The 13,091-nt window shown below is 50.8% G+C and carries 13 protein-coding genes; 1 reads left to right on the top strand and 12 read right to left on the bottom strand.

The features are described from left to right. Nucleotides 1–124 precede the first annotated feature (124 nt). A complete protein-coding gene (yieH, locus tag FEK47_RS17535) occupies nt 125–790 on the bottom strand; it encodes a 6-phosphogluconate phosphatase (RefSeq protein WP_135403725.1) in 666 nt (221 codons plus the stop codon). A gap of 166 nt (nt 791–956) precedes the next feature. On the opposite strand from yieH, the gene adeP reads away from it, so the two are divergent. Beyond that, nucleotides 957–2,294 (top strand): adenine permease AdeP, encoded by a 1,338-nt coding sequence (gene adeP, locus FEK47_RS17530; RefSeq protein WP_064525932.1) that lies wholly within the window; start codon nt 957–959, stop codon nt 2,292–2,294. A 53-nt stretch (nt 2,295–2,347) separates the two neighbouring features. Here adeP and yieF read toward each other — a convergent pair whose 3' ends face one another. The 11 genes from yieF to rnpA all read right to left on the bottom strand — a co-directional run bounded on the left by yieF (nt 2,348) and on the right by rnpA (nt 13,077). Further along, on the bottom strand, nt 2,348–2,914 hold the full coding sequence (gene yieF / locus FEK47_RS17525) for a class I chromate reductase YieF (RefSeq protein ID WP_130235770.1): 567 nt from the start codon (nt 2,912–2,914) through the stop codon (nt 2,348–2,350). Between the two features lie 21 nt (nt 2,915–2,935). Beyond that, nucleotides 2,936–3,685 carry a 4'-phosphopantetheinyl transferase superfamily protein gene (locus FEK47_RS17520; protein ID WP_130258394.1) on the bottom strand — a complete coding sequence of 250 codons (750 nt, stop codon included), beginning with the start codon at nt 3,683–3,685 and terminating at the stop codon, nt 2,936–2,938. Between the two features lie 155 nt (nt 3,686–3,840). After that, on the bottom strand, nt 3,841–4,800 hold the full coding sequence (gene yidZ, locus FEK47_RS17515; protein ID WP_130258393.1) for an HTH-type transcriptional regulator YidZ: 960 nt from the start codon (nt 4,798–4,800) through the stop codon (nt 3,841–3,843). Further along, nucleotides 4,775–5,950: a multidrug efflux MFS transporter MdtL gene (mdtL, locus tag FEK47_RS17510; protein ID WP_135486986.1), complete on the bottom strand. Its 1,176-nt coding sequence runs from the start codon at nt 5,948–5,950 to the stop codon at nt 4,775–4,777. Before mdtL ends, yidZ begins: the two co-directional genes overlap by 26 nt. Nucleotides 5,951–6,084: 134 nt before the next feature. Then, entirely contained in the window at nt 6,085–7,332 is a 1,248-nt protein-coding gene (tnaB, locus tag FEK47_RS17505) for a low affinity tryptophan permease TnaB (RefSeq protein ID WP_130215102.1), read from the bottom strand. A 90-nt stretch (nt 7,333–7,422) separates the two neighbouring features. Beyond that, complete coding sequence (tnaA, locus tag FEK47_RS17500) at nt 7,423–8,838, bottom strand: tryptophanase (protein WP_130206804.1); 1,416 nt, start codon at nt 8,836–8,838, stop codon at nt 7,423–7,425. A 222-nt stretch (nt 8,839–9,060) separates the two neighbouring features. Beyond that, nucleotides 9,061–9,135 (bottom strand): tryptophanase leader peptide, encoded by a 75-nt coding sequence (gene tnaC / locus FEK47_RS17495; protein ID WP_001364348.1) that lies wholly within the window; start codon nt 9,133–9,135, stop codon nt 9,061–9,063. A 242-nt stretch (nt 9,136–9,377) separates the two neighbouring features. Further along, nucleotides 9,378–10,742, bottom strand: coding sequence for a tRNA uridine-5-carboxymethylaminomethyl(34) synthesis GTPase MnmE (mnmE, locus tag FEK47_RS17490; protein ID WP_001282361.1), 1,365 nt, complete (start codon nt 10,740–10,742; stop codon nt 9,378–9,380). 105 nt (nt 10,743–10,847) lie between these two features. Then, nucleotides 10,848–12,494, bottom strand: a complete 1,647-nt coding sequence (yidC, locus tag FEK47_RS17485; RefSeq protein WP_064525945.1) for a membrane protein insertase YidC — start codon at nt 12,492–12,494, stop codon at nt 10,848–10,850. 2 nt (nt 12,495–12,496) lie between these two features. Then, entirely contained in the window at nt 12,497–12,754 is a 258-nt protein-coding gene (gene yidD, locus FEK47_RS17480; RefSeq protein ID WP_001307474.1) for a membrane protein insertion efficiency factor YidD, read from the bottom strand. Continuing rightward, the gene (rnpA, locus tag FEK47_RS17475; protein WP_000239730.1) at nt 12,718–13,077 is read right to left on the bottom strand and encodes a ribonuclease P protein component; all 360 of its coding nucleotides are present in this window, start codon (nt 13,075–13,077) and stop codon (nt 12,718–12,720) included. The genes yidD and rnpA overlap by 37 nt, the downstream gene beginning before the upstream one ends. Nucleotides 13,078–13,091 lie beyond the last annotated feature (14 nt).

The following is a 13,091-nucleotide window of genomic DNA, read 5'->3' as shown; positions in this document are numbered from 1 at the left end:
ACATTAAATACCGAATCCTGGTAGACGCGTGATGTATTACCCGACGTTGAACAGACATATCAAACTCCCGTTACTTATCCATTTTTGCCAGATTAAGCGGGGTAAGTGAAGGGAGTTTGAATCGTTATGCCGTAATATTCCAGCCTCGTGCCTTCCAGAGTGCAGGTAACTGCGCCAACTCGGTAAAGGTGGTGACTTTCGGATGAACGATCGGCTTATTGTGCGGGTCAGCGCAGAAGTAAAACACTTCCATACCAGCATCGATTCCTGACTGCGCACCGGCGCTGGAGTCATCGACCAGAATGCAGTTTTCAACGTTCACATTCATCGCTTTTGCCGCATGGAACATTAACGCCGGGTCGGGCTTCCAACGCTGAATGTCGTAACCGCTGAACAGTTTTTCCGGGAAATAGTGCAGCATGTTGAGCTTACCAAGCGAATGCTGCATCTTGCTGACCGGGCCGTTAGAGACGACGCACATCGGCACTTTCACACTAGCCAGCAATTCGTTCGCTCCTGCAATCACCTCAAGCTCGCTATCAAACAGGCGCGCCACTTCCGCACGGTAAACGTGTTCGGCATCGGCACGGACCATTTCTACGCCCTGTTCTTTGCTAATGATGTCGATGATTTCGTAGAGTTTTACGCCTTTAAAGCGGGTAAAAATTTCTTCAAGGTCAACGTTAATGCCAAATTCCCTGAACATCGTGACATAGGCACGGGAGCAAATGACCTCGCTGTCGACCAGCGTACCGTCGCAGTCGAAAAATACCGCTTCTATCTGGGACATGTCTTTCCTTTATCGTTAGTTTAACGTTTTCGTCAGGCATATTCGCATGACGCAATCGTTGCCGTATAAGCAAATACAATGAAAAAAAGTTATCTTCAGCCGTCCATATTGTCTCATTTTGGTATACGATAGCGACGTATTTTCCCTCCTTGTTCGGAAATAGATAATGAGTCAACAACACACAACCCAGGCTTCTGGCCAGGGGATGCTGGAACGCGTGTTTAAACTGCGCGAACATGGCACGACGGCACGGACCGAAGTGATCGCCGGTTTTACCACCTTCCTGACGATGGTTTACATCGTTTTTGTTAACCCGCAAATTCTCGGCGTTGCTGGCATGGACACCAGCGCCGTCTTCGTCACCACCTGTCTGATTGCTGCGTTCGGCAGTATTCTGATGGGGCTGTTTGCTAACCTGCCAGTCGCGCTGGCACCCGCCATGGGGCTGAACGCATTCTTCGCCTTTGTCGTTGTGCAGGCGATGGGCTTACCGTGGCAGGTCGGGATGGGCGCAATCTTCTGGGGCGCTATTGGTCTGCTGTTACTGACAATCTTCCGCGTTCGCTACTGGATGATTGCCAACATTCCGGTGAGTCTGCGTGTGGGGATCACCAGCGGTATCGGCCTGTTCATCGGCATGATGGGGCTGAAAAACGCAGGTGTGATTGTCGCTAATCCGGAAACGCTGGTGAGTATCGGTAATCTGACTTCTCACAGCGTGCTGCTGGGTATCCTCGGCTTCTTCATCATCGCCATTCTGGCTTCACGTAACATTCACGCAGCGGTGCTGGTTTCTATCGTGGTGACAACGCTACTAGGCTGGATGCTGGGTGATGTGCACTACAACGGCATTGTCTCCGCGCCGCCGAGCGTGATGACCGTGGTGGGGCATGTGGATTTAGCTGGTTCATTCAACCTCGGACTGGCTGGCGTGATTTTCTCTTTCATGCTGGTTAACCTGTTTGACTCCTCCGGTACGCTGATTGGCGTGACTGATAAAGCAGGTCTGGCGGATGAGAAAGGTAAATTCCCGCGCATGAAGCAGGCGCTGTATGTCGACAGTATCTCTTCCGTGACCGGTTCGTTTATCGGTACTTCTTCTGTTACGGCGTATATTGAGTCCTCCTCCGGTGTTTCCGTTGGTGGGCGTACTGGTCTGACGGCAGTGGTTGTTGGTTTGCTGTTCCTGCTGGTTATCTTCCTGTCGCCGCTGGCGGGGATGGTGCCTGGCTACGCCGCGGCTGGCGCGCTCATTTACGTTGGCGTACTGATGACCTCAAGTCTTGCGCGTGTGAAATGGCAGGATCTCACCGAATCCGTTCCGGCGTTTATTACTGCCGTGATGATGCCGTTTAGCTTCTCGATTACCGAAGGTATTGCGCTGGGCTTTATCTCCTACTGCGTGATGAAAATCGGTACAGGCCGTCTGCGCGACCTTAGCCCGTGCGTGATTATCGTGGCGCTGCTGTTTGTGCTGAAAATTGTCTTTATCGACGCCCACTAAAATCGATAGCGCCTTAAAAACCCGCCATGCATGATTGCTGGCGGGTTTTTTATTTAGATCTTAACCCGTTGAATAAACTCGCCAAATGCGGTCAACTGCCCGGTCAGGTGGTCCAGCGTTCCCTGATCAATCACTTCTCCAGTCTGTGGATCGACTTTGTTCTGAATCACGCCGCCCATAAACTCTGGTTTGTTCATTACCATTGCATCCAGGAAGACCAGAATCTGGCGCAGATGATACTGACAGCGTGCGCCGCCAATTACGCCCATTGAACTGGTCTGAATCAACACCGGTTTACCGGCCAATGGCTGATCGGGCAGGCGGGAAAGCCAGTCGATGGCATTTTTCAGTCCACCCGGCACCGAGTAGTTATATTCCGGCGTCACGATCACCACACCATCCGCCTGACGAATCTGTTCCGCCAGAGCTTCAACCGTTGCTGGAAAACCGTCTTCCTGCTGTACGTCTGCGTCATATAAGGGAATGTCAGCAATAGATGGCAACGCGTTAACCTCCATACCCGCTGGGGCAATTTTTGGCAGCGTACGTGCAACCATGCCATTAAATGAACCTTTGCGCAGGCTTCCCAATAACGTAACCACCTTCAATTTTTCAGACATGATGACTCCTGTGGTTGTCTATCAATTTGGCAAAAATGACTTCACGGTAGAGAGCTGGGCAAAACGCATCATCCGGCTGGTAGGATTATTGGCGCGGCTGTGAATATCCGGCAGGCTTTTCCAGCCTTGCTTGCCATCAAACTCCCAGACATTGAGCTTTTCAATCGCTGGGCTGACCGCCACGGACCATACCAGCACTTCCTCTGCGTCGCATATCGCTTCTACATGATTTACATGGGCACATTTCAGGCGTCCCGCAATGGGCATCAACTGCAGATTTCGCGGGTCGTCATTCAAAACATCACCGGTAAGTTTTAGCACGCTTCGGCGCAGCGTGATGAGCTGCGCTCGCGCTTCGTTAGGATCGTTTTGCTTACTGATCCATAGTGATTCATTGCTGGAAAAAGCATGGTTATCGGGCGCGTGAGGGCTATGAAACCCACGAGTCGCGCGCTGTAGTTCCATATCGAGGCCACATTCACCTTCAGTTGTTAACGCCACTCCGACCATGTTTCCGGCATAGGCTATTGAAAATGAGGGTAAATTTCTATCGTGGAAAACCGGCTTTCCTTTTGCCTGGGTGACGATTTCCGGCAATTCACTAATGCCGTACAGCAAGAACATCAGTTCTGCGAGTAAACCTCTGGACGCCAGGAAACGACTTTGACGATGAGGGGGAAGATTTAGGGCTTCTTGATGACACTGGGAGGGTAGACGAACAGATATCAGGTGTCCTTCCGTTAAAATCCCTCGGGCAAAGTGAGTCGCCATTTTTCGCTCCATGCTTAATGGTCCATTATGAATACAGAGTAATCATTTACTGAAATTATGGACAGACTAAAGCGGCGAAAAGTTCGATTCAGACAAATTTATTACATGTTTTTTACATTTTATCGCGAAATATGGTCGCGTTTTATACGATTTAATTATGTCATCGAGGCGTAAAGATTTTTAATTGTTTCCCGTAACCAGACGATCTTCGGGTTATGGCTGTTCCGTTTGTGCCACAGCAGAGTAAACGGCACTTCCAGCTTTTTTTGCTGGATTTCGTCAAACGGGAGAGGGAGTGCAACCAGTGGAAGCTGGTGGAGTTGGTTGTAGTACTGACAGTAGCGCGGTGCGGTCGCCAGTAGCAGATTGTCGGGCTGCGCCGCCATAAACAGTGACTGCTCGAATTCCGGCAGACTCATGGCAATCGTGCGTTCGCGTCCTGATTCCTGCAACACATTGTCCAGCGCCCAGGTATCGCTCTGTTCCCAGCAAATGCTGATATGTGGATAACGTAAAAAAGTATCCAGATCCCATTCTTCACGCAGCGCCGGATGATCTTTGCGCAACCAGACGCACGGTAAGTCCGTAAATAATACGTCATAATCAATAGACAACGGCAGAAGGCTAAGCTGTTCTCGCGAGCGAGGGTGGCTTTCTCGTCCGGTAAAACCGATATCCACTTCGCCACGAATAATTGCATCCAACGAGTCATAATCCCAGTTGCGCAGTTTAATCGTCGCCTGTGGGTAACGCTGGTAAATATGTTTCGACAGCGCATTAAACATAATCATCATCAGCGGCGATTCTGCTGCCAGCTCAAACTTCAGACCACGTGGCGTTTGGTGGTGCGGTTTATCCAGCAGCAGATTGCTCATTTGCATCCACTCCGCCAGATTTTGTTCCATGCTGACCATCAGCGGCGTTGGCGTCAGGCCCAGCGGTGAGTTCACAAAGAGCAGGTCATCAAACCATATCCGAAGCTTTGCCAGAGATTTGCTCACCGCCGAAGGCGTCACGTTCATCCGCTTCGCCGCTTTGGTCACGCTGCGCTCCTGCATCAGCAGTTGCAGGCAGAGCAGCAAATTCAGATCAAGTGTGGTGATGGATTTCTTCATGAGCGGTAACGGGGCGTCCAGGCGCGACGAGCATAATCAGCAACAGGCTCACTATGCTACAGGCAATCAGAATCCCGATCAGCATATTCCATGCGCCTACGCCGACTACCGCCGCTAGCCAAATCCACAGTGATGAACCGCAAACCTGTGCAATGCCTAATGTCGAACTGGCTACGCCCGCGCGTAATGAAAACGGCCCTAACGCCTGACTCATTGCCACGCCGAATCCCACCGAAAAACCAGCGCAAATCAACGTGATGCCAAACAGCGAAACTGCATGGGAAGGCGAAACCGCTAGGATGATTCCCGCCGCCAGAAATAACACCTGTGAGGTGATCATCAACGTACGTGGCTTAAAAATCCCCAACGCAAATGGCGTGGAGAATGATACGGTCATGCTAACACCTGCGGTCAACGCCATAATGGTGGCGTATTCTCCGCGCGCAAAGCCCATGATTTCCATCATCAATACTGGCGACGTATTCACGAAGGTAAGTATGACTGAGACGCTGAGGGTGGTGATAAGCACTCGGCTGAGGAAAAAGCGGTTAAGCAAAGACTCGTTATTTTCTCGTGTTTTGCCCGAAACGGCAGGTGCCGCAGGGCGGGTTTCTTTTAAAATAAACAATGACAACACGAGTACCGCGACACCCATCAGCGCCATTACCCAGAACAGGCTCTGCCACGGGAACTTAAGCATAATCAGGTGGCCAAGCACTGGCGCTAACACCGGAATGATGCAGGTAATGCCGTTGAGTAATGACAGCACTTTTGCCCGACGTCGATCGTCCAGCGTGTCGCGTAAAATCGCGAATGCCACCACGTAGCAACAGCCCGCGCCGAGTCCCTGCAGAAAGCGTCCTGCAAGAAATAACGCGCTGGTTTCAGCCAGTGAACAGAGCACAGAGGCGATAATAAATAACGCCGCGCCGGGGATGGCGACAGGTTTTCTCCCTGAACGGTCGGCCACTTTCCCGGCAAATAACATTGCTGCTGCCATCCCCGCAAGGTAAACGGAGAACGCAATATGCAACTGCGCTTCGCTGGCATTGAGATCGGCGGCGATGCGCGGTAAGCCGACCAGGTACATATCAATACCTGCGGGATAGAGTAAAACCAGAGCAAAACTACAAATTAAAAAGCGGGACATGGGATAAAGCGTCCTGACGGGAAGGTGACGCAAAGCATACGTGGTGAAGGAGAATCAGGCGAGTTGCCATTTGGACAAACGAGATTTCCTTTCAGGCAAGAAGCCAGCGAATGACCGCTGGCTTCTTTAAGGGCTTAGCCAAATTTAGGTAACACGTTAAATACGTTGCCGAACCAGCACAAAATCACGGTGATACCAAAGAGAATGACAATCGCCGGAATAAGATTGCCGCCCCAGACCGTGAATATCTGATTGGGAAACTTCTTGCGTGCTTTGATTGCCAGCACCGCGGGGATAATGACCGCCCAGATGGTGGCGCACAGTCCTGCACCGCCAATCCCGTAAATAAAGCCATTCGGGAAGACGAGATACAACAAAGCGGGTGGCAGGAAGGTTAACAGCACGGTTTTGAAACGTCCGCCGTGGGAGTTATCAATCTTAAACAGATCCGCCAGGTAATCGAACAGCCCAAGCGTGACGCCAAAGAACGAACTGGCGACAGCTAAGTTGGAGAACACCAGCAGGCAAAATTCGATAATGCCATGCTGTTTGGTGCCGAGGAACGTTTTTACCAGTGAATCAACGTTGCCGCCCGAGGAGATAATCGCTTTAAAACTTTCTCGCGAGATATTCCCCATCGTGCAATAAAGCCAGAAGAGATAAATCACCAGTGCCAGCAGCGAGCCGAAAACTACGCTTTTGATTAGTTTATCTTTCTTTTTGCCATAGCAAATAATGAGACTGGGAATATTGCCGTGGAAACCAAATGACGCCAGACACACCGGCAAAGCCATAAAGATATACGGGAAGTAAGACGTCCCCGCAGTCGTGCTGGTGGAATCGCGCAGAATGGAATAATCGACCTGGAAGAAGAAAGAACCAAACACGATCACAAAGGAGATAATCTTCAGCCCGAGGAACAACGAGGTAATACGACTGGCGGCTAAAGAGCTTATCCACAATACGCTGGCAACGAAAATGGCCGTACAGATCCCGACAATGCGTGGATTAGCGTGATAGCCCAAATTCATCGATATCGTTTCGCTAATGATTGCGCCGTTAGCAGAGATATAAGCATAAGTGAGAATATAGAGAACGAAGGCAACGGTAATACCGCTAATAATGTTCCAGGTGTTGCCAATTAAATCTTTGGTGATGGTGTTAAAACTGGAGCCGACGGGGTAATTTAAGTTTGCTTCTAATAATAATAGGCCTGAATGTAACATTGAAAACCAGGCGATAATAAGAATAAAAGCGCCCCAAAAAAACCAGGCACCGGCAAGGTCAACAGGTAAAGCAAACATCCCACCGCCAATTACTGTACCGGCTATAACCATAACACCCCAAAATGCAGAGTGCTTTTTTTCTGATTGATCAGTCATGATGCCACCTTTAGAGGAAGGCTATTTTTGTTATGAGGATGTAGGGGAAATAGAGTGGCTAACATCCTTATAGCCACTCTGTAGTGTTAATTAAACTTCTTTCAGTTTTGCGGTGAAGTGACGCAATACTTTTGGTTCGTAGGTAAAGGTTAATCCTTTAATATTTGTCGCGTTCTCTTTCACATGTTTGAAGGCTTCAATAATGAAGTCCATATGTGTTTGGGTATATGTTGCGCGTGGAATGGTTAAACGCAGCAGTTCTGCCGGGCAAGGCAGTTGTTTACCGGTTTTCGGATCGCGACCTAACAGGAAGGAACCAATTTCTACCGCACGGATACCGGCGACTTTATACAATTCGCACGCCAGTGCCTGTGCCGGGAATTGATCTGCCGGGATATGTGGCAACAGTTTACCGGCATCAACGAACGCCGCATGACCGCCCGCCTGCTGGCATACTACGCCAATCTCTTCCAGACCATCGACCAGATACTGCACCTGCGCAATACGATAAGCCAGCCAGTCATGGTTCATGCCGTCATACAGACCCACCGCCAGACGCTCCATCGCACCGCCTTCCAGACCACCATAAGTCGGGAAGCCTTCCTGCACTACGCACAGCGTTCTGCATTCGGTGTAGACATCGAAGAAGCTGTCGTCTTTCACGCACAGCAGGCCGCCCATCGGCACCATCGCATCTTTCTTGGCGGACATCGCCAGCATATCTGCATATTTATAGGTTTCGCGAGTGATCTGCTCGATAGTCCAGTCTTTATATTCCGCTTCACGCTGTTTGATGAAATAGGCGTTTTCGGCAAAGCGGGCGGAGTCCATCACTACCGGAATATCGTATTTCTTCGCAATGCTGTACATCGCTTTCATATTTGCCAGTGAAACCGGCTGGCCGCCTGCGGAGTTGCTGGTAATGGTCGCAACGATATACGGCACGTTATTCGGGCCAACTTCTTCAATACCGCGTTCTAATCCTTCGAGGTCAAAGTTGCCTTTAAAGTCGTAACGTACGCCAGTATCGAAGGCTTCTTTGATATAGACGTTACGCACGGTACAGCCGTTAATCTGGCTATGGCCCTGAGTGGTATCGAAGAAATAGTTAGAGAACGCCACCATTTTGCTGCGATCCAGACCTTTTTCCTGCTCGCGTTTTTTAATCAGTACTGGAATATAGATTTGCTCTGCGCCACGGCCCTGGTGAGTCGGAATAGTGTATTGATAACCAAAGATATTTTTTACTGACTCGGCTAACGCATAGTAGCTGCGGCTGCCACTGTAGGCTTCGTCGCCGCGCATCATCGCTGCCTGCATACTTTGGGTTACCGCCCCGGTGCCGCTGTCGGTCAGTAAATCGATAAACACATCTTCGCTATCCAGCAGGAACGGGTTCATACCAGATTTAATAATCGCTTCTTCACGGTAAGCGCGAGTCGTACGTTTTACTGGCTCAATAACACGAATGCGGAACGGTTCAGGGAGATGTTTAAAGTTTTCCATTGCATAATCCTTCATTTATTTTAATTACAGTGATCCCTGTGAATATTGCGTCTGCAATAACCATTAATTCACCATATTTATGTATGTGAGTACATTTATTTAGACGAGCAAATAGATAAAGCAATAATGGCTTGTCTAAAAGGTAAAATTAAGGCATGGCAAACTAATAGATCACATTGAATCTAATTGGTTTGACTCTGGTGATAGCTACAGAAGGGCAAATTAAGGGCGGTGATCGACAATCTTGTTGTCAATATTGAACCACTTTGAGGTCACACATATATGTAAGATATTCATAATGCACTTATCCTCGAAAGACATGTTGCTACACTATTACATTAAGATTTTTATATCTATTCCTAAGTTTATTAAATGTGAATCGAATCACAATCGTTCGAGATGCATTATTAAATGTTTTTTTCAGAAAAATACGCTGCATTAAAATTTTAATCTTTATAAGATGAATTGATTAATAAAAAGAATGCAAACAGGAAAACAAAGCCGCATCCTGACTACCAGATGCGGCTTCGTAAGTGCGGTTACTTACCGATACAGAAGCTGGAGAAAATCCGCCCCAGTAGGTCGTCAGAGGTAAACTCCCCGGTAATCTCGCTCAAGTTCTGCTGCGCCAGGCGCAGCTCTTCCGCCAGCAATTCGCCAGCCCATGCGCCCAACAGCTGTGCTTTACCTTGCTGCAAATGCTCCGCCGCCTGTTCCAGCGCCTGTAGGTGACGACGGCGCGCCAGGAAGCCGCCTTCCATGTTGGTGTCAAAGCCCATGCTCTGTTTGAGATGGTTACGCAGCACGTCCACACCTTCACCAGTTCTTGCCGAGAGACGAATCAACGCGTGACCGTTCACTTCGCTCATTCCCAGCGTTTCGCCGGTGATATCGGCTTTATTGCGCACCACGGTGATCGGTAGTTTCGCAGGCAGACGGGCGATAAATTCCGGCCAGATCTCTGCCGGATCAACAGCGTCTGTCGTGGTGCCATCGACCATAAACAGTACGCGGTCGGCCTGTTCAATTTCCTGCCACGCACGCTCGATACCAATACGTTCCACTTCGTCACTGGCTTCACGTAACCCGGCGGTATCGATGATATGCAGCGGCATTCCGTCAATGTGGATATGCTCACGCAGCACGTCACGCGTGGTTCCGGCGATATCAGTTACGATCGCCGCTTCACGGCCAGCCAGCGCGTTTAGCAGGCTGGATTTACCGGCGTTAGGACGTCCGGCAATCACCACCTTCATCCCTTCGCGCAACAGGCTGCCCTGACGAGCTTCGGCGCGTACCGCGTCGAGATCGGCAATTACGTCATTGAGCTGGGCTTCAATTTTGCCGTCGGAGAGGAAATCGATCTCTTCATCGGGGAAATCAATCGCCGCTTCGACGTAAATGCGCAAGTGGGTGAGGGCTTCCACCAGATGGTTGACCCGTGCGGAGAATGCGCCTTGCAGCGAATTAAGCGCCGAACGGGCTGCCTGTTCCGAGCTGGCATCGATCAGATCGGCAATCGCTTCTGCCTGGGCTAAGTCGAGTTTATCGTTAAGAAACGCGCGTTCGGAAAACTCACCCGGTCGGGCAATCCGCAGGCCGGGAATGGTCAGAATACGTTTTAACAGCAGGTCGAGGATCACCGGACCGCCATGACCCTGCAGTTCCAGCACATCTTCGCCGGTGAACGAGTTCGGGCCAGGGAACCATAGCGCAATCCCCTGATCGAGCACGCTGCCGTCGGCGTCTTTAAACGGAAGATAATCGGCGTAGCGCGGCTTAGGCAGTTTACCCAGCACGGTTTCGGCAACTTCACGGGCTTTGAGGCCGGAGATGCGCAGGATGCCAACGCCGCCACGTCCCGGAGGCGTGGCCTGGGCTACGATAGTGTCATTATCGCTCATGATGTTCCTGTTGCTTTGTGTGGCGGATGCGCGGTGCTTATCCGCCCTACGAAAAGAAAAAAGGCGGTCAACTGACCGCCCTTATTTTAGCGAAAACTCACCGAATCAGGATTTTTTCTTCTCGCGGCTATGCAGGCCACGTTTTTCCAGACCACGGTAAATCAGCTGCTGCTGAATAATGGTAACCAGGTTGCTGACGATATAGTACAGCACCAGACCTGACGGGAACCACAGGAAGAACACGGTGAAGATGACCGGCATAAAGGTCATGATCTTCTGCTGCATCGGGTCGGTCACAGTGGTCGGCGACATCTTCTGAATGAAGAACATCGTTACGCCCATCAGGATCGGCAGGATGTAGTACGGGTCCTGTGCAGACAGGTCGTGGATCCACAGTGCAAACGGCGCCTGACGCAGTTCAACGGAACCCATCAGCATGTAGTACAACGCCAGGAAGATTGGCATCTGGATAATCAGCGGGAAGCAGCCGCCCAGCGGGTTAACCTTCTCAGCTTTGTACAGCGCCATCATTTCCTGGCTGATACGCTGTTTGTCATCGCCCAGACGCTCACGCATAGCCTGAATCTTCGGCTGCAGCATACGCATCTTCGCCATGGAGGTGTACTGCGCTTTGGTCAGCGGGTACATGATGCCACGAACGATAAAGGTGATGATGATAATGGAGAAGCCCCAGTTACCCACAAAGCTATGGATCCATTTCAGCAGTTTGAACAGCGGCTGAGAGATGAACCACAACCAACCGTAATCAACGGTCAGATCCAGGTGCGGAGCAACAGCTGCCATTTTGTCCTGGATTTCCGGGCCAACCCACAGGGTGCTGTTCATCGCGCCAGTCTGACCTGGCTGAACCAGTACCGGCTGAGATTTATAGCCGATAGCGGCGATGCCGTTACCCAGATTAGCGGTGTAGAAGTTGTTGGTGCCGTCGTTATGCGGGATCCACGCAGTCGCGAAATACTGTTGCAGCATCGCCACCCAACCACCTTTCGAAGAGATGTTCAGGTTTTCGTTATCGGCAATGGTATCGAACTTGTATTTCTCGTACTTCTCGTCAGGCGTGGAGTACGCTGCGCCACGGAAGGTATGCAGTGCGAAGTTGCTGCTTCCAGTGTCGAGATGCGGTGGCAGATTGATGGATTGCTTCAACTGGCCAAAGGTGGAGATCTCCAGCGGTTTTTCGCCAGCGTTCTGCACGTTGTAGTTGACGTTGACAGCGTAATCACCACGTTTCAGGACAAACGTTTTGGTAAACGTGTTGCCTGCCGCGTCGGTATACGTCATCGGCACCTGCAGTTCGTTTTGACCTTCAGCCAACACATAAGCGTCTTTTTCAACGTTATACAGCGGACGCGGGCCGTTAGCCGGGTTATCCGGGCCATCACGACCGGTCAGACCGCTCTGTGCCTGATAAATAAACTGCGGTGAAGTTTCCAGCAGCTGGAACGGCTGGGTAGAGTTCAGCTCTTTCGGGTAAGCCGGGAGCAGAGCCTGTTCAACATCACCACCACGGGTGTTGATGGTCAGATCAAGCACGTCGGTCTTAACCGAAATCAGTTTCCCCTGGCCACTGGCCGGTACGCCCTGGTCGGCGGCGCTACCCGCTGCGGTGGTCGTTGTCTGCGTGGTCTGTTGGGCCTGAGGTTGCGGGTTTTTATCCTGCTCCCAGGCTTGCCAGATCATGAAAGACACGAACAGCAAAGCGATGACTAAAAGATTGCGTTGCGAATCCATCGTTAGTGTTCTCTGGTATCAAATGGTCCGGGCGGGACGGGATCGTCACCACCAGGGTGTAAAGGGTGGCATTTTAATACGCGTTTCACCGTCAACCAACTGCCTTTTATCACTCCAAACCTGCGCAATGCCTCAATTCCGTAGCTTGAACAGGTTGGAGTGAAACGACAATGCGGCCCGAGTAGCGGACTAATCAGGCGTTGATAGACCCGAATGAGGGCTATCAGGACCCGCGAGCCAGGCGACAGTGGCGGCGCCATAATTTTTCCAACGCTTCCGAGAGAGCACGGTTATCGAGGTCGGCAACCCCTTTTTTCGCCACCACCACGAAATCCATAGCCGGGAGTTCATGTTGGCGCAGACGGAAGCTTTCACGCGTCAGACGTTTAATCCGATTGCGTTCATGCGCGCGTCGAACGTTTTTCTTGGCGACAGTAAGACCGATACGGGGATGCCCCAGCGAATTCAGGCGGCCGAGAATGGTAATTTGCGGCGTGCCAGCCCGTTGTGGCTGCTGGAAGACGAATGTGAATTGACTGGGAGTTAACAAACGTAACTCCCTGGGAAATGCGAGCTTAACCACGCAGGGGTTAGCTA

The sequence above is a fragment of the Escherichia sp. E3659 genome (assembly GCF_005781135.1).
In the GTDB taxonomy this organism is placed as follows: Bacteria; Pseudomonadota; Gammaproteobacteria; order Enterobacterales; family Enterobacteriaceae; genus Escherichia.
This window is presented reverse-complemented; position numbering and strand designations above follow the sequence as displayed.

Bases quoted from the DNA above. Each gene is read 5' to 3' on its own strand.
- mdtL (WP_135486986.1), bottom strand. From the start codon at position 5,950: ATGTCCCGCTTTTTAATTTGTAGTTTTGCTCTGGTTTTACTCTATCCC.
- yieF (WP_130235770.1), bottom strand. From the start codon at position 2,914: ATGTCTGAAAAATTGAAGGTGGTTACGTTATTGGGAAGCCTGCGCAAA.
- yidC (WP_064525945.1), bottom strand. From the start codon at position 12,494: ATGGATTCGCAACGCAATCTTTTAGTCATCGCTTTGCTGTTCGTGTCT.
- yidZ (WP_130258393.1), bottom strand. From the start codon at position 4,800: ATGAAGAAATCCATCACCACACTTGATCTGAATTTGCTGCTCTGCCTG.
- tnaA (WP_130206804.1), bottom strand. From the start codon at position 8,838: ATGGAAAACTTTAAACATCTCCCTGAACCGTTCCGCATTCGTGTTATT.
- tnaB (WP_130215102.1), bottom strand. From the start codon at position 7,332: ATGACTGATCAATCAGAAAAAAAGCACTCTGCATTTTGGGGTGTTATG.
- FEK47_RS17520 (WP_130258394.1), bottom strand. From the start codon at position 3,685: ATGGCGACTCACTTTGCCCGAGGGATTTTAACGGAAGGACACCTGATA.
- yieH (WP_135403725.1), bottom strand. From the start codon at position 790: ATGTCCCAGATAGAAGCGGTATTTTTCGACTGCGACGGTACGCTGGTC.
- adeP (WP_064525932.1), top strand. From the start codon at position 957: ATGAGTCAACAACACACAACCCAGGCTTCTGGCCAGGGGATGCTGGAA.
- yidD (WP_001307474.1), bottom strand. From the start codon at position 12,754: ATGGCGCCGCCACTGTCGCCTGGCTCGCGGGTCCTGATAGCCCTCATT.
- mnmE (WP_001282361.1), bottom strand. From the start codon at position 10,742: ATGAGCGATAATGACACTATCGTAGCCCAGGCCACGCCTCCGGGACGT.